We start from the raw sequence: 15,382 nt of genomic DNA on the forward strand, positions 1-15,382 counted from the left end.
AGCTTATGATCATAAATCAAACGTTGCTGAAGGCGTATTTTGCCTTCAGCAACGTTTGATTAGCTTTGCTCTCCAATGAGCGGATCTTGGGCTACAGGGCCATGTCCCTCATTGTCATTAACTAATTTCCTGTGGCACTAGAGGATTACCTCAAACATTGTTTAATCCTTGTTGAGGAAAGGCAAGGCGTTGTTCGGAGTCTCCCTCCGATCACAAGACACCTTATGGTTTTGCTGATATATTTCAATCTGAATGTTCAGTGCTTGGCTGATTCATTTATGATCTTATAGTTTTTATGGTTAATGACTGTTTTTTCTTCTAATTCAAGGTCACGGTAGTTATCCATAAAGGTCAGGTCTACAATAACGGAGTTTTCATTTATCTTTTCAACTATTCCCCTTAGGCCATCTTTGAATTCAATGAGGTCACCGATTTTTGCAATTTTCATTGCCTTCTCCCCTTTATTTTTTTATCTAGTTTGCACTATTTTCAATAAAAGTGCAATTAATATAAAAACGGTTTCTCCAATTGAAAAAATGGAAAATGAGTATGAATCCCGTGATTCTCAGTCCTTATAAGTATTTGTGATTTGGAAATAGCTGTGAATGTTACCGGCATTACACAGTGGATTTTTTTAAAAAAATTGAGAAAAAAGTGGTTAATTGAACAAGTTTTTGGGAATAGAATACTAATCATGGCTGATTGAAATTTCTAGTCATGTCAATCTCATTTTTCCCCCTTTTTTGTTGGAAGACGCATGTCTTCCTTTTTTTTGAATGTAGAGCATCACTTGTTATAGGAAATTTCATTCAAGTGAAGAGTCTCTTTGTCCAGCTGTGCCATACAGGAAGTATAAGTGTCAGCGAGGCGAAAGGGCGTCAGTCTTCGGCGCCGTGTTGTCTGGCTGCATCAGCACGAGGTCATAAGCCAATAAGCAGGCACTCTCGCACTTCATCTGTTGAAGTCGTCGATGAGCAGGGGTTTTCGCTTTTGTTCTAATGGACTTTTTTCACTACGGAAATGGGGGACAAGACACTTCTCAGGCAGGAACAGTTCCTCCTGTTGAACCCCGTTCTTATGCTATACTTGGGATAGGAAGCAAGCTAAAGGAGATGAGAAAATGGATTTGGGTTTGAAAAATAAAAAGGCCCTTGTTATGGCTTCCAGCCAAGGATTGGGCAAAGCCATCGCTGAACAGTTTGTTCGGGAAGGGACAGATGTGATGATTGCGAGCCGGAATGAAGACCAGCTGAAAAAAGTGGCTGAGGAACTAAACAGCCTAGAAGGTGGAAAAGTTGAGTTTATCCGCTGCGATATCACAATTCCAGAAGATATTACCCGTACGGTAGAGCATATGGCTGAAGTATTTGGGGGCATTGACATACTAGTCAACAATGCAGGTGGGCCGCCAGCCGGAAGTTTCGAAGAATTAAAGGATGAAGATTGGCTCCGTTCGTTTGAGTTAAATCTGTTATCATATATCAGATTAATCAGAGAAGCGCTCCCGTACCTAAAAGAAAAGGGGGGACGCATTATCAATATCGCTTCTTCCTCGGTCAGGGAGCCCATTCCGGGATTGATTTTGTCTAACACACTAAGGCTCGGGTTAGTAGGACTGTCAAAAACGATTGCAGATGAGTTTGCTAAATACGGTATTCTTGTAAATACAGTAGGGCCAGGAAGAATTGCAACTGAAAGACTGAACCATCTTGATGGGGTACGTGCAGAAGTGAAGGGTGTATCCATTCAAGAGATTAAAGAACAATCAGAAAAGAGCATTCCACTCGGAAGAGAAGGAAAGCCCGAAGAGTTCGCAAAGATTGTCGTTTTTCTTGCTTCAGAAGGAAATACATATATGACAGGCAGCACTTTTATCGTAGATGGAGGAAAATTAAGGTCAATTTGACGGGGAGGCTGGTTTTTAACAATGCAAAAAATCGGTTTTATTGGAATCGGAGTTATGGGAAATTCAATGGTTCGTAATTTGATGGGGAATGGTTATCCGGTCTTCATTTATACACGTACAAAAGAAAAGGCAGAAGATTTACTCTCTGAAGGAGCAAGCTGGAAGCCATCTCCTAAAGAAATTGCTGAGGAAGCAGATATCATTATTACAATGGTGGGATATCCATACGATGTAGAACATGTGTATTTTGGTAAGGATGGAATTTTTGAAGGGGGAGCTAAAGGTAAAGTTGTCATTGATATGACGACATCTACTCCGACCTTGGCTAAACAAATATTTGAGGAAGCGAAGAAGCTTGAAATGGATGCTTTGGATGCACCAGTTTCAGGAGGAGACATCGGTGCGAAAAATGGAACACTGTCCATCATGGTTGGCGGGAACGAAAAGGTTTTCAATGAAATCCTCCCCGTCTTTTCGGTTCTTGGCAATAATATTATTTTCCAGGGAGAAGCAGGAGGCGGCCAACATACAAAAATGTGCAATCAAATTGCGATAGCATCCAATATGATTGGTGTGACTGAAGCGCTTGTCTATGCACGCAAAGCTGGGCTAGATCCTGAGAAAATGCTAGCATCTATCAGTACGGGGGCTGCGGGAAGCTGGTCGATGTCAAATCTCCTTCCAAGGGTATTGAAGGAAGACTATTCGCCCGGGTTTTTCATCAAGCATTTTATAAAAGATATGGGAATCGCACTTGAGGAAGCGAAGAAAATGGAGTTAGACTTGCCTGGACTTACCCTTGCAGAGAAGATGTACCAATCCTTAGCGGAAAAGGGTGAGGAAAACAGTGGTACACAAGCGCTAATTAAATATTGGGGTTAACGTAAGCTACTTATTTAGTTATTCCAATAGACGCATTGGTGAGGACTTTGCTGAACTAACTCAAATGATAAAAAAATAAATGAATTAACCGTTTGAAATTAAATGTAGAAATTTGATTTCAAACGGTTAATTTTGTACTAAGCCTCTTTCCATTTAATAAAAACATTAAAAAAAGCTGTCTCCCAATTTTTTGAATTCGGGCTTTTGCTGCTTTCTTTTATGATGTTCTTGACTGGGTTCTTTGAGACCGGTATATTCTTGAAGGAGTTGTTTCGCTTTTCCTAGCGACATGCGAGTTTTTGGATTGCGGGAATGTTGATCAAGATGGCCTAAATGGGGTAATTCTTCAAAATCTGCCTTTGTAGGCGGAATATGGAATGTATAATTTCCACATTTTACTAACACATCTGACTGTTGTTGGCTAAATCTCGGGTTTCTTGAGAAATGCAGTCCGGTTTTAGCGGCTTTTTCTTCCTTGATCATCTTTTCTAGTGCTTGTTTCTTCAGACTGTAAAGGAATTTCGGGTTTATGGCTGTTTTAGCGTGTCGATTCACAGTGAATATTGCCTGTGATAAGTTCTCAATTGTCGGTTTTAATGAAGTTGTTTTTCTGATATCCGGATCCACAAAAAGGCTCTCCTTTCCTTAATTGATTGAAATTTACATATAATTATATCATCATGGCATAGCAAAGAAAAGACACGCTCTGCTCAAAGAAAAAAACAATTGAATTTTCACTTGAAAACAAAGCATCCCAGGTGTATATTAACTGTGTCAGTAAAAGGAAAATCGATAAGAATGAATTGACATATAGGAATCTTGCAGGGAAGGAGATGCAGAAATGAGGAAAAACAAAGATTATGAAGCTGTTTTCCTGCCTTCAAAATCAGGTGTCATCAAAATTTATATTTACGGTTTCAAGCCCTATGGTTCATGGGGAGAAGTGCATACAAGTATGAACGGTATTTCTGTCAGTGTTAGGGGATATAACCGGAAAAAAACAATTATTAGATCGCTGAAGAAATTGAATGAGTCATTGTTGAATATAAAGGAAGATCAGTGATGGCATATTGTGCATAAAAAAACTCGGGGTGCTTTAAATGCTGTCTTCCCTGGGGATGAATCGAAGGCAGGTTGACCCCTGTCTAATTTTTTGCACAAATCTGGCCTTTCATAAATGAAAAAAACGATTTGCATTGTCAGAGGGGCTTCTTTTATAATAAGTTTGTCTTCCCAAAGAAAGGGGTTAAAACATGTCACAATTATTAGGTATTATTCAAAGACTACAAACAATGCAAAATATGGTGGGACAAGAAGACGTTCCGCAAAGACAATTTGAAGTAAATGAAAAAGTCATCTGCCAGGTGAAATATTTTTCAGGCACAGGTACATTCGAAGTGGAAGAATATGATAAGGATAATAATAAGCGGACATATCAATTTGATGACATTGACGCTGCAGCAATAGAGATTTTTGATATTGTTCAAGAAGAAAAATCATATCGTTAAAGCAATTTAGCCTTCCGCTTGATCTAAGGAGCGGAAGCCTTTTCACCTTTTAAACACTTTGTTTGAAGCTATGGAGTAATTTTCATCTAACAGATTTGTTTCCCTTTTCTAAATTTATGGTAAAATGATATTAGAATGATTTTGCAAAGAGATGAGGGAGTTTAAGATGATTTCCTTGAAAAGTCAGGCGTTTACAGAGCCAAAGATTAGTGACTACATGATTCCATCTGAAAAAGTGGCCCATGTTCAAATAGGAAATAATTTAGAGCATGCTTTGCTTGTTTTGACGAAGAGTGGCTATTCTGCTATTCCGGTGCTTGATGCCCGTTTTAAATTACACGGTTTGATCAGTTCTGCAATTATTACAGAATCAATTCTTGGATTGGAAAGGATTGAATTCGAAAAGCTTAGTGATAAAAAGGTTGAGGATGTCATGGCAGTGAATATTCCAATCGTTAAACTCCATGATCATTTTAAAAAAGCAGTAGGTTTGTTGATCGACCATCCTTTTTTATGTGTTCTTGACGAAGAGGGATACTTTGAAGGCATTGTTACAAGAAGAGCCCTTTTAAAAGAGCTGAAGTTGCAACTTTAATGTAAAAATGTTTGAAAAGGAGGCTCCCTTTTACTGGGAGCCCAATTTTTTTTCTATGGCTTTCTACAATGTTCCTACGGGTAAGGAGGGGAAACATGAAGGAATCTGTTCTACATAATTATTCTGTTGATTCACATCCCAAAATGAATCGGCTATGGGCCGCTGTGATCCTCGGTTCTTTGACTGCTTTTGGCCCGCTTTCAGTCGACATGTATCTGCCGGGTCTCCCAGACCTCGCTGCCGGATTTAATACACAGGCATCTTCTGCTCAATTTACTCTAACATCCTTTTTGATAGGAATGGCTGTGGGACAGCTGGTTGTCGGGCCGATGAGCGATTCTAGAGGAAGAAAAGGGCCTTTAATGGCAGGCTTAGTTATTTTTGCGATATCCTCTTTGCTTTGCATGGCTATGCCGAATATTTGGGGATTGGTTGCCATGAGATTTGTCCAAGGAGCCTCCGCTGCTGCAGGGATTGTTATTGCTAGAGCGGTGGCACGAGATCTGTATTCCGGGGTTGAACTTACAAAATTTTTCGCCTTATTAATGCTCGTTAATGGTGCTGCGCCTATTGCAGCTCCCGTAGCGGGAGGACAGTTGCTTTCCATCATGCCGTGGCAAGGAATATTTGGAGTTCTTACTTTTATTGGAATCATTATGGTGGTTTTTGTCATTTGGGGACTCCCTGAAACACTCCCGGCAGCGAAACGATCTGAAGGCGGTATTGGTAATATGCTTAATACTTTTTCTTTCCTTTTAAAAGATAAAGTATTTATGGGCTATTGTCTGTCGCAAGGGTTTGTCATGGCTGCAATGTTCGTTTACATAGCTGGCTCTCCGTTTTTATTGCAGGAACACTTTCATCTGTCTCCGCAGGCTTTCAGCCTCTTGTTCGCAATGAACGGTGCCGGAATCATTGCGGCTGCACAAATAACTGGTCGGCTGGCAGGGAAGGTAAGTGATAAAAAGCTGTTAGTGGGCGGGTTATATCTGGCTTTTACCAGCAGTGTGATTCTTTTCCTGATGCTGTGGTTAAATGCCGGCCTGATTTTTGTAATGATTCCGCTTTTCTTTTCAGTTTCGACGGTCGGAATTGTCGGCACAACATCCTTTTCCCTAGCCATGAGTGATAAAGAGAAAACAGCTGGCAGTGCTGCAGCTTTACATGGACTTATGCCGCATGTGTTCGGAGCTGCTGCAGCCCCGCTTGCCGGACTGGGAAACGTGTTGCCAATGGGCATTATTATGGCGGCCTGCCACGCATCTGCTCTATTATTTTATTACTTTCTATGCAAGAACAAGTAAGGGATGGCCAAAGGTAGGAAGGAGATGGAAAAAATGGGGGAGATGGCTCAGAACATTCCACACCGTACGAAGCGTCCGTTTGTCTTGGCTGCTGTTATGCTGGCCATGTTCATCGGGGCTGTTGAAGCAACGATAGTTGCCACTGCCATGCCAGCCATCATTGGAGAGCTTGGGGGATTCGCCCATTATAGCTGGGTTTTCTCTGCATATTTATTAATGAACACCATTACGGTGCTAATTTATGGAAAATTATCGGATTTATATGGAAGAAAGCCCATTTTAACAATCGGAGTCGGTATTTTTCTAATTGGTTCATTTTTATGCGGATTGGCAGACTCGATGGAACAACTTATTATCTTCAGGCTTATCCAAGGTGTCGGAGCCGGGGCTGTGATGCCGATTGCAACGACGATTGTGGGAGATATTTATACAGCAGAGGAACGTGCCCATGTTCAAGGATATTTATCAAGCGTTTGGGGTATTTCTGCAATTATGGGGCCGGCAGTAGGCGGGCTTCTTGTAGAATATGTAAGCTGGAGATGGGTCTTTTGGGTAAGCATTCCGCTAGGTCTCCTATCTATCATTGGGGTTTGGCTCTTTTTGCATGAGACTATTGAGAAAAAGAAGCCGAAAATTGACTATGCTGGTGCGGGTCTTCTGACGGTGGCTATTTCATCCCTCATGTTTATCTTAGTGGAAGGGGGCGTCCGATTTTCTTGGTCATCCCCTCAGCTCATAATCCTTGTAATTATTGCTGCAGCAGCGTTCTTCTTATTTATCCTACAAGAAAAAAGAGCAACCGAACCTATGGTTCCACTTGAGATTTGGAAGTTGCGCCCCATTTTGATTGCCAATCTCGTTTCCTTTACAACAGGATTGATGCTGATAGGAATTTCTAGCTTTTTGCCTGCATATGTACAAGGCGTGATGGAGAAAAGTGCTACAATTGCAGGTTTTGCTTTGACAGCAATGTCCGTTGGCTGGCCATTGGCATCAACGGCTGCTGGTAAATTAATTATCAAAATCGGTTATCGGTCCACTTCTTTTATCGGCGGTGTTTTTCTTGTTGTAGGTGGTGGGCTGTTCGTGACGATTGTACCTTCAGCCGGCCCAGTCGGAGCTGCTTTTTCTTCGTTTTGTGTAGGAGTTGGGATGGGGCTTACAAGTACTGCATTTATTGTACTTATTCAAGGGGCGGTTGATTGGAAACAACGTGGAATCACAACTGCAACCAATATGTTTATGAGAAACTTGGGCAATACTGTAGGTGCGGCGTTGCTTGGAGGAATACTCAATGGCCAGATTCTCCGTTATTTTGCGGAGCATGGAGGCAAGGCTGGTCAAAGCCTTACGCTGGATTCAACGAACATGCTGCTCACCGAGGAACAAAGGGCCGGATTAAGTGAATCAGTCAAAATCCTATTGCAGGATGGACTATCACATTCATTACATTCCGTCTATCTAGCTGTACTTGTGTTTGGTATTATTAGTTTCTTTTTGATTCTTCTCCTGCCGAAAAAAAATAAAGCTGTTGCTTAGGCCTTGATTAATCATCTTAACTGTAGGCTGATAAAAATGATACACCTAGCGAAACATCGGTGAAATATTTTAAATTAAGAGGTTTTTTTATGTCCAACACAGATTTGCGTTTCCTAACCGTGCTTGCAGAAGAAATGAATATGCGTAAGGCTGCGGAAAAACTTTTTGTTTCTCAGCCGGCATTGTCCCAGCGGCTTCAAAATATAGAAAAGCAATGGGGAACAAAATTATTTATCCGATCACAAAAAGGCCTGATCCTTACTCAGTCTGGAGAGATTGTTGTTAAATTTGCAAAAGAGATGTTGGAGAAGGAAGAAAGGGTATTGGAAGAAATTCAGTCCCTTGAAACGCATATCCATGGCACGTTAAAAATAGCCTGCGCTTCGATTGTCGGTCAAAATTGGCTGCCCAAAGTTTTGAAGAAATTTGTGAATTTGTATCCCAATGCGAAAATTTCACTTATAACTGGGTGGAGCAGTGAAATTTTAAAGGCGTTATACGGTGGAGATGTACATATTGGCATTATCAGGGGTGCAGCAGACTGGAAAAGTTCTAAATATCATTTGTTTGAGGACAGCCTTTACCTTGTGGACAAGGAAATCAGGAATATCGAAGAAGTATTACAGACTGATCGTCCGTTTATCCAATTTAAAAGTGATTCAAATTATTATCAGGAGATTCAGGATTGGTGGTACCGCCAATTTCAAACAGCTCCAAAGAGAACTATCGTGGTAGACCAAATTGAGACGTGCAAACAGATGGCATACAATGGTATTGGTTATGCCATCCTTCCAGCAATCACACTGAATGGGGCAGACAAGGGGATGTATAAAATTCCGCTTATGGATGAAAAGGGGATGCCCATCAAACGAGATAATTGGCTGCTTGGTTATGACTCTGCTTTTGAATTAAGGCAAGTTCAAGCATTCCTGGAAGTAGTTCGTGAATTCAATGAGGATCATAAGGATATTGACTGAATTGCCGCCATCTTCAGTATGGCGGTTTTTACATGAAAACTAATTCTAGTACATTTCTACAATGCATTTTATTTTGTTGTCGATATAAGTAATGGTAGACTGGATGTAAGCGGAATATAATCCGTTTTTTTGTGGCATACATAAGAAGGTGCAAAAAACTAGATGTATTAACTAGTAATGATTTTTTAATTAAATTTATTATAATCAATATTGACTTGCCTATAAGCTTATTCTATAATTATTATTGGGAAAAGGTTGTTCAATGAGAAAATATATATGATTTTCTCATTTAAATATTAATTTATTTACGGAGGGATTTTACTGTGGCAGAACGTATGGTAGGAAAACAAGCACCACGCTTTGAAATGGAAGCAGTATTACCAAACAAAGAATTTGGAAAAGTAAGCCTTGAAGAAAACATGAAAAACGACAAATGGACAGTTCTTTTCTTCTATCCAATGGACTTCACATTTGTTTGTCCAACTGAGATTACGGCACTTTCCGATCGTTATGACGAATTTGAAGACTTGGATGCAGAAGTAATCGGGGTGTCAACTGATACAATCCATACTCACTTGGCTTGGATCAACACTGACCGTAAAGACAACGGTCTTGGCGACTTGAAATACCCGCTTGCGGCAGACACTAACCATGTTGTTGCTCGTGATTACGGAGTACTTATCGAAGAAGAAGGTATTGCACTTCGCGGATTGTACATCATCAACCCAGAAGGTGAATTAATGTACTCTGTTGTTAACCACAACAACATTGGACGTGACGTTGATGAAACTCTTCGTGTACTTCAAGCTTTGCAAACAGGCGGACTCTGCCCTGCAAACTGGAGACCTGGACAAGCAACACTAAACGTTTAACTTTATTTAGCAGAAGTCTTTCACTTCGGTAAGTGGTGAGATGAATGCGTATTGCTATTTCATTCACTGGGGTTCAGATTCCGGCTGATAAAGTTAAAGCCTCCGGCGGATGCGACAGATTTTCTAAGGAAATTCATCGAGCGAAGCTCGATAAAATCTGGGCGCAAATACGCCAAGACGAATTTGATTCATATAGAGAAGTGAAAGAGTTCTGCCTCTTGGCGATCTTCGCTCGACATTAAAACTGGACAGGCACTATTCGTGTCTGTCTTTCACATATCAATGCCGAAAATTTTTTCAAAGAAGAGAGGGATTGCTTTATGAAATTACGTGAACCTATGCCTGAACTTGAAGGTGCAGTCGAATGGCTAAACGGACAGGTAGCTAAGGAAGATTTGATTGGGGAGAAGCCTGTATTAATCCATTATTGGTCCATTAGCTGTCACCTTTGCAAAGAAGCTATGCCGCAGGTGAATGAATTCCGTGATGCCTATAAAGATAAGTTGAATGTTGTCGCTGTTCATATGCCAAGATCGGAAAATGATCTTGATATTGACGAAATCAAAAAAGTTGCAGATGAACATGATATCACGCAGCCAATCTTTGTCGACAGTGAATTAAAACTGGCAGACGCTTTCCAGAATGAATACGTTCCCGCTTATTACGTATTCGATAAAGATGGGCAACTTCGTCATTTCCAAGCTGGAGGCGGCGGAATGAAAATGCTTGAAAAACGGGTGAACCGTGTTTTGGGCGAGCTGGAGAAAAAAGAATAAATAGGACGAGGTCTTCAAAAAAGCCCCTCAAATCAATCAGCTGAAGAAAAACAGATTTTGTTTTTCTTCAGCTGATTTTGTATTTTTGGCAGCTATCTTTGCAAACCGTTCCTATTTTTTAGAGACTCTCTGATCCGATAATGCGTTCAGGGTGCGTGTAAATATTTAATTGATTTTTCCTGGCAAATCCTATTGCGGTAATCCCGAGATCATGTGCTAAGTCAATTCCAAGAGTTGTGGGGGCAGATTTTGATATTAGTATGCCTACCCCGATTTTTGCGACTTTCAATACAACTTCGGATGAAATTCTCCCACTGAAAACGATCACTTTATCTTTTAAGGAGATTTTCTCTTTAAGACAGTGGCCAAAAATCTTGTCCAATGCATTGTGGCGTCCAATATCAGAATAACTAAAAAGCAGCTCTTTTTCGGTACATAAAGCAGCATTGTGTACACCACCAGTAAGCTGAAACTCTTCGGAGCTTTCCTGCATTTCAGTCATTAATTCCAGGCATTGTTCTGGAGAAATTTTTTGCCTCGACATGATCGTTTTGGCCGTTTTTGCATCATTATAGAAGTAAAATTGTCGGCTTTTTCCACAACAGGATCCAATCATTCGTTTTGAGTAAAACTCTTTGCTGATCACTTGCTTCATCTTCAACTCTACATACGCAAATCCTTGATGGTCGTCTATATCAAGAGAAGAGATGTCTTCTCTATTTCGGATCATCCCTTCAGATGCCAGAAATCCGATAACGAGCTCTTGCAGATTTGTAGGGGAGCAGACGACTGTAGCAAACTCTTCATTGTCAATAAAAATAGTAAGTGGATATTCCACAGCGGCTTGATCCTCTATCTTGACAAGTGATTGACCATTGTATTTTAATACCTGTAGACGACCTCTGACCATAGGCTTCACCCGATCACCTTCTTAATTAATTTCTTGTTATTTAGGGAATGATAAAATACCTCAGTTGTAAAGAGCTCATTTTTCAGCAAAAGTTATGTCCAGCTTCGACACATATAGTGCAAGCAAAGCGACAGGAGGTTGCCTCCTAAGCCTTCGATGTACAGGGAAAGTATTAGTTCAAGCGAAGCGACAGGATGTCGCGTTTTGAGCCTGCATTTTTCTGGCTGTGAGTCCCATATCGGCTCAAGGTCATAAGCAGGCACTCTCGCCTTAATCTCAATTGAAGGATTGTCGACGCACCAACATCCTGTTGGCGCAGTTTGTACGGCGCTAAACGGGCGCCTTTCGCTTTTCTTATTATAAGCAACAATAGCTTTGCGTTCCAATATTCTCAGTTTTTGGGTGTTATATCTCCCATACGCTTTTATCCTAAAAAAAACCACCGCAAAACACCTGAAAGAGGGATTTTGCGGTGGTTAGTCTTTAACAGGTTCGCTGCCAAGTGCCAACTCATGGTCTTTTATTTAATATTAAGTTTTTTTCTAAGTCTTGGTCAAAGATGAATATCGACATTCCCAAGTCCTTTTCAATGTCAATATCAACAAAAAGGTCAATAAATTTTGCACCGAGTAACTCTTCCATTTCAACAGGAGGGTTTTTGCGATACATGTCCTTGACCATCTCTGTTCTCGCAGCACGAACCACCTGTTTGCCATCTTCGGCACTCGCAATAAATTTCTCAACCGGTGACAAATTGCCTTTCATCTCACAAATTGCCCAATTTTTACAAAAAGTTGTTTTGATATATCCTGGGCCTTTGCCCATATGGAGTTTGCGGAAAGACCTGACTAAGTTGCTGAATTCTGCTTCATAATTTCTCATCATTCAATAACCTCTTGTCTTGGTGCTTATCATTATTCTATCATGTTTCCAAAATATCTCAATATCTCTTAATTTAGTTGGTTGTAAGGTCATTTGGCCTGGAGGGGGAAGGATTTTTTCCTTTAAGTTTCTTAATATCGCTCCGGATAATAAGTGATACGATAAAAGCGACAACAAATAAGACTGAAAAAAATAACAAGCTGTTTCCATAGCTTCCTGTTACATCTTTAATTTTAGCTGCAAACAAAGGACCAGCGAGACCAGCTGCGGACCATGCTGTTAATACATAGCCGTGAATGGCTCCAAGCTGCTTTGTTCCAAAGATATCTCCGATGTAAGCAGGAATACAGGAGAATCCTCCACCGTAGCAGGTTAGTATGACCGCAAGCATAATCTGAAACAAAATCGATACATTTGTGAATGGCAGAAGAGTGAACAAAACGATTTGGATAATAAAGAAAATCGTATATGTGTTTGGACGGCCGATATAGTCGGAGGCACTTGCCCAGCCTATCCGTCCAAGTCCGTTAAAAATCCCAAGCACGCCTACCAATGCTGCAGCTTCGATGGAGGAAAGGCCGATGCTTTCCTGTGCAAGAGGACTGGCAGCAGATAAAATGGCAATGCCGCAGGTGACATTGATAAAAAGCATGATCCACAAATAATAAAAACGGGGTGTTTTTACTGCCTCATTAGCTGTAAGCTGAGAAAGATCCGTTGATACTTTTCCAGACTCCATTTTTTCCTTGAAACCTTTAGGTACCCATCCCTCCGGCGGTTTTGCAAGATATAGGGAAGAGGATGTCATGACTACAAAATAAACTGCCCCCAAGATAAAGAAGGTATTGGCGATGCCTACGGATTTTATGAGGACGTCCATAATTGGACTGCTAATGGCGGCTGCAAAGCCAAATCCCATAATCGCCATTCCTGTAGCCATTCCTCTTCTATCAGGAAACCATTTGACTAGAGTAGAAACTGGAGCAATGTAACCAACCCCAAGTCCAATTCCTCCAATGACACCATAGCATATGTAAAGTAAAGGCAATGAACCTAACTTTACTGCAAACCCTGTACAGAAAACCCCAATTCCAAAAAATAACGAAGAAAGAAGGCCTGCTTTACGTGGACCATGCTTTTCAACAAAGTGTCCAAGGAAAGCAGCAGAAAGCCCTAGGAACAAAATTGCTAGACTGAATGTAAGCTGTACCTGGCTTGCTGTCCAATTGAATTCTTTCATCAGGGGATTTGTAAAGTTGCTCCAGGCATAGACTGATCCGATTGAAATATGTATGCCAACTGCGGAAGCAACGATCAGCCACCTATTTTTCAGTTTCTCCATTTTTTCCTCCTTCATGAGATAGCTATTGCTTATGAAAACGCTAGCAAATTATGAAATATCAAAAGCTTGAAGTTATGAGTATTTATTAAGCTTTAACTTCATTCAACAGAAGTCTCCCACTTCTGTAAGTGGTGAATGTATATTGGTATTCCATTCTTGGTTCGAATGTCAGCTGAATAAAGTTAAATTCACCAGCGGATGCCACAGATTTTCAGAGGAATTTTATCGGGCAAAGCTCGATAAAATCTGGGTGTATTTGATAAATAATAAAGACTAGCCCGCCAAACAAAAAACCACCGCGAAAGAAAGCCTACCGAGGGATAAGCGATTTGCGGTGGTTAGTCTTTAACAGGTTCGCTGCCAAGTGCCAACCATTTGAACATTAAGTCGTTACTCAACTTTACAGTCAATTTGATATTTCGGTATACATGTTAACATATTTGTCACAATTTTAATAGAGAAAAAGGTTAGAGAATTCTCAGTTTAAACAAAGCAGAGAGAGACAATTCAAAAATAAAAAAGATAAGTTGGACATTTTTGGGAGTGTGGAAAGAGGGATACTACTTCAGCATATTGAAAGGTTTAGCAGGAAAAGATGTTAATAGCTGGCTAATTATCTAATCGAGTAAACTGCTTTTCAGAGAGGCTTTATTAACTCAGATTGATGTATTTCAAGCCTAGGTTGGTTTTATCGCGGAATGAGCAATAGCGCATTTCGTATATGAAAATGGTATAATGGGCAGTAATTTAAAGGTTATTCTCCGAAGGAAGGTAGATCATATGTCGAGACTAGAAGCAGGGACAGTTGTTCAATTATTTGAGGCGCGTGAGGTGCCGTTTGGATATTTTTTAACAGATGGAGAAGAAGACGTCTTGCTTCATCATACGGAAGTTCCGGATGACTTCGATTCGCAAGAGGAACAGACCGTCTTTTTATATCAAGATCACGAAGGGAGGTTGGCGGCTACCTTAACAATTCCTGAAGTAAGGCAAGGGCATTTTGGTTGGGCAGAAGTGGTGGAAGTCAAAGAAAACCTGGGTGTTTTCATACATATTGGTTTACAGAAAGATATTCTTGTTTCAAAGGATGATTTGCCTGAGCTATTCCGGTTATGGCCTGCAAAGGGAGACAAGCTTTATTGCAGCTTGAAAACAGATAAAAAGAATAGACTCTTTGGAAAGCTTGCGGTAGAAGACGATATTCGGAAACTTGCAAAGCTTGCTGATAAAAATATATTCAATAAAAACGTAAAGGGCACAGTTTACCGCCTTTTGTTAGAGGGTTCAAATATTATAACCGAAGAAGGGTATCTTGGTTTTATCCATGAATCGGAAAGAACGAGAGAGCCGCGACTCGGTCAATTGGTTGAAGGAAGAGTGATTGGAGTTAAAGAGGATGGGTCCATCAACTTATCACTTCTTCCGAGAGCGTATGAGGTTATTGATGAGGATGCAGAGCGTATATATAGTTATCTGATCAGCCGCGGTGGAAATATGCCTTACGGGGATAAGTCGCTACCGGAAGATATAAAAGCACGTTTTCAAATGAGTAAAGGCTCTTTTAAACGGGCTTTAGGCAAGTTGATGAAAGAGAGAATGGTTATCCAAAAGGATGGCTGGACCCACTTAGTAGATCATGAAAAAAAATAGGTTCTTGAATCTTAAACCGGTTGGTTTTGGAGCAGGGGTTAATCCGACGTTAAAAGCGTCGGATTTTTTGGTGTGCCGGGCATGTTCATCAACTTGACGGTGAAAGTCCGTTATGGGCGTTGGGATATGCGAATCATTAGCTAAAGACAAGGGTGTCCATGGTGACGTGGAATCTGAAGGAAGTCGGAGGCAAATCCTCGGTCTGAGGTACACGAACCACATTCGAGGTTTCTGTTTCT

Annotated in this window: 17 protein-coding genes; 12 read left to right on the top strand and 5 right to left on the bottom strand. The window is 40.7% G+C overall.

Going from position 1 to position 15,382, the window contains the following annotated elements; translation table 11 throughout:
* Positions 1 to 256: 256 nt before the first annotated feature.
* Positions 257 to 448, bottom strand: coding sequence for a YkvS family protein (locus H9631_RS11430; protein ID WP_120117146.1), 192 nt, complete (start codon positions 446 to 448; stop codon positions 257 to 259).
* 672 nt (positions 449 to 1,120) lie between these two features.
* On the opposite strand from H9631_RS11430, the gene H9631_RS11435 reads away from it, so the two are divergent.
* Both H9631_RS11435 and H9631_RS11440 read left to right on the top strand, forming a co-directional pair.
* Positions 1,121 to 1,906 (top strand): SDR family oxidoreductase, encoded by a 786-nt coding sequence (locus tag H9631_RS11435; protein WP_191812888.1) that lies wholly within the window; start codon positions 1,121 to 1,123, stop codon positions 1,904 to 1,906.
* Positions 1,907 to 1,927: 21 nt separating this feature from the next.
* The gene (locus H9631_RS11440; RefSeq protein WP_191812890.1) at positions 1,928 to 2,788 is read left to right on the top strand and encodes an NAD(P)-dependent oxidoreductase; all 861 of its coding nucleotides are present in this window, start codon (positions 1,928 to 1,930) and stop codon (positions 2,786 to 2,788) included.
* Positions 2,789 to 2,953: 165 nt separating this feature from the next.
* Here H9631_RS11440 and H9631_RS11445 read toward each other — a convergent pair whose 3' ends face one another.
* The gene (locus H9631_RS11445; protein WP_191812892.1) at positions 2,954 to 3,415 is read right to left on the bottom strand and encodes a YkyB family protein; all 462 of its coding nucleotides are present in this window, start codon (positions 3,413 to 3,415) and stop codon (positions 2,954 to 2,956) included.
* Between the two features lie 214 nt (positions 3,416 to 3,629).
* Here H9631_RS11445 and H9631_RS11450 point away from each other — a divergent pair, with 214 nt between their 5' ends.
* The 9 genes from H9631_RS11450 to H9631_RS11490 all read left to right on the top strand — a co-directional run bounded on the left by H9631_RS11450 (position 3,630) and on the right by H9631_RS11490 (position 10,359).
* Positions 3,630 to 3,851, top strand: a complete 222-nt coding sequence (locus H9631_RS11450) for a hypothetical protein (protein WP_191812893.1) — start codon at positions 3,630 to 3,632, stop codon at positions 3,849 to 3,851.
* 190 nt (positions 3,852 to 4,041) lie between these two features.
* A complete protein-coding gene (locus tag H9631_RS11455) occupies positions 4,042 to 4,296 on the top strand; it encodes a DUF1797 family protein (RefSeq protein WP_191812895.1) in 255 nt (84 codons plus the stop codon).
* A 166-nt stretch (positions 4,297 to 4,462) separates the two neighbouring features.
* Positions 4,463 to 4,891, top strand: a complete 429-nt coding sequence (cbpB, locus tag H9631_RS11460; protein WP_191812897.1) for a cyclic-di-AMP-binding protein CbpB — start codon at positions 4,463 to 4,465, stop codon at positions 4,889 to 4,891.
* Positions 4,892 to 4,986: 95 nt separating this feature from the next.
* Entirely contained in the window at positions 4,987 to 6,195 is a 1,209-nt protein-coding gene (locus H9631_RS11465; protein WP_191812898.1) for a multidrug effflux MFS transporter, read from the top strand.
* Positions 6,196 to 6,228: 33 nt separating this feature from the next.
* Positions 6,229 to 7,734 carry an MDR family MFS transporter gene (locus H9631_RS11470; RefSeq protein WP_191812900.1) on the top strand — a complete coding sequence of 502 codons (1,506 nt, stop codon included), beginning with the start codon at positions 6,229 to 6,231 and terminating at the stop codon, positions 7,732 to 7,734.
* An 89-nt stretch (positions 7,735 to 7,823) separates the two neighbouring features.
* The gene (locus H9631_RS11475) at positions 7,824 to 8,711 is read left to right on the top strand and encodes a LysR family transcriptional regulator (RefSeq protein ID WP_191812902.1); all 888 of its coding nucleotides are present in this window, start codon (positions 7,824 to 7,826) and stop codon (positions 8,709 to 8,711) included.
* A 323-nt stretch (positions 8,712 to 9,034) separates the two neighbouring features.
* Positions 9,035 to 9,583 (top strand): peroxiredoxin, encoded by a 549-nt coding sequence (locus H9631_RS11480; protein ID WP_191812903.1) that lies wholly within the window; start codon positions 9,035 to 9,037, stop codon positions 9,581 to 9,583.
* 44 nt (positions 9,584 to 9,627) lie between these two features.
* Entirely contained in the window at positions 9,628 to 9,825 is a 198-nt protein-coding gene (locus H9631_RS11485) for a hypothetical protein (RefSeq protein ID WP_191812905.1), read from the top strand.
* Between the two features lie 78 nt (positions 9,826 to 9,903).
* Positions 9,904 to 10,359: a redoxin domain-containing protein gene (locus H9631_RS11490; RefSeq protein WP_191812906.1), complete on the top strand. Its 456-nt coding sequence runs from the start codon at positions 9,904 to 9,906 to the stop codon at positions 10,357 to 10,359.
* A 118-nt stretch (positions 10,360 to 10,477) separates the two neighbouring features.
* Here H9631_RS11490 and fdhD read toward each other — a convergent pair whose 3' ends face one another.
* The 3 genes from fdhD to H9631_RS11505 form a co-directional block, all read right to left on the bottom strand.
* Positions 10,478 to 11,278, bottom strand: coding sequence for a formate dehydrogenase accessory sulfurtransferase FdhD (gene fdhD, locus H9631_RS11495; RefSeq protein ID WP_404801736.1), 801 nt, complete (start codon positions 11,276 to 11,278; stop codon positions 10,478 to 10,480).
* A gap of 501 nt (positions 11,279 to 11,779) precedes the next feature.
* Positions 11,780 to 12,151 carry a DUF2294 domain-containing protein gene (locus H9631_RS11500; RefSeq protein WP_191812920.1) on the bottom strand — a complete coding sequence of 124 codons (372 nt, stop codon included), beginning with the start codon at positions 12,149 to 12,151 and terminating at the stop codon, positions 11,780 to 11,782.
* Positions 12,152 to 12,224: 73 nt separating this feature from the next.
* The gene (locus tag H9631_RS11505; protein ID WP_191812908.1) at positions 12,225 to 13,493 is read right to left on the bottom strand and encodes an L-lactate MFS transporter; all 1,269 of its coding nucleotides are present in this window, start codon (positions 13,491 to 13,493) and stop codon (positions 12,225 to 12,227) included.
* 780 nt (positions 13,494 to 14,273) lie between these two features.
* Between H9631_RS11505 and H9631_RS11510 the strand changes: the two genes are divergently transcribed.
* A complete protein-coding gene (locus H9631_RS11510; RefSeq protein ID WP_191812910.1) occupies positions 14,274 to 15,143 on the top strand; it encodes a CvfB family protein in 870 nt (289 codons plus the stop codon).
* Positions 15,144 to 15,382: the final 239 nt, after the last annotated feature.

Source organism: Bacillus norwichensis, from assembly GCF_014836955.1.
GTDB lineage: Bacteria > Bacillota > Bacilli > Bacillales > Bacillaceae_C > Siminovitchia > Siminovitchia norwichensis.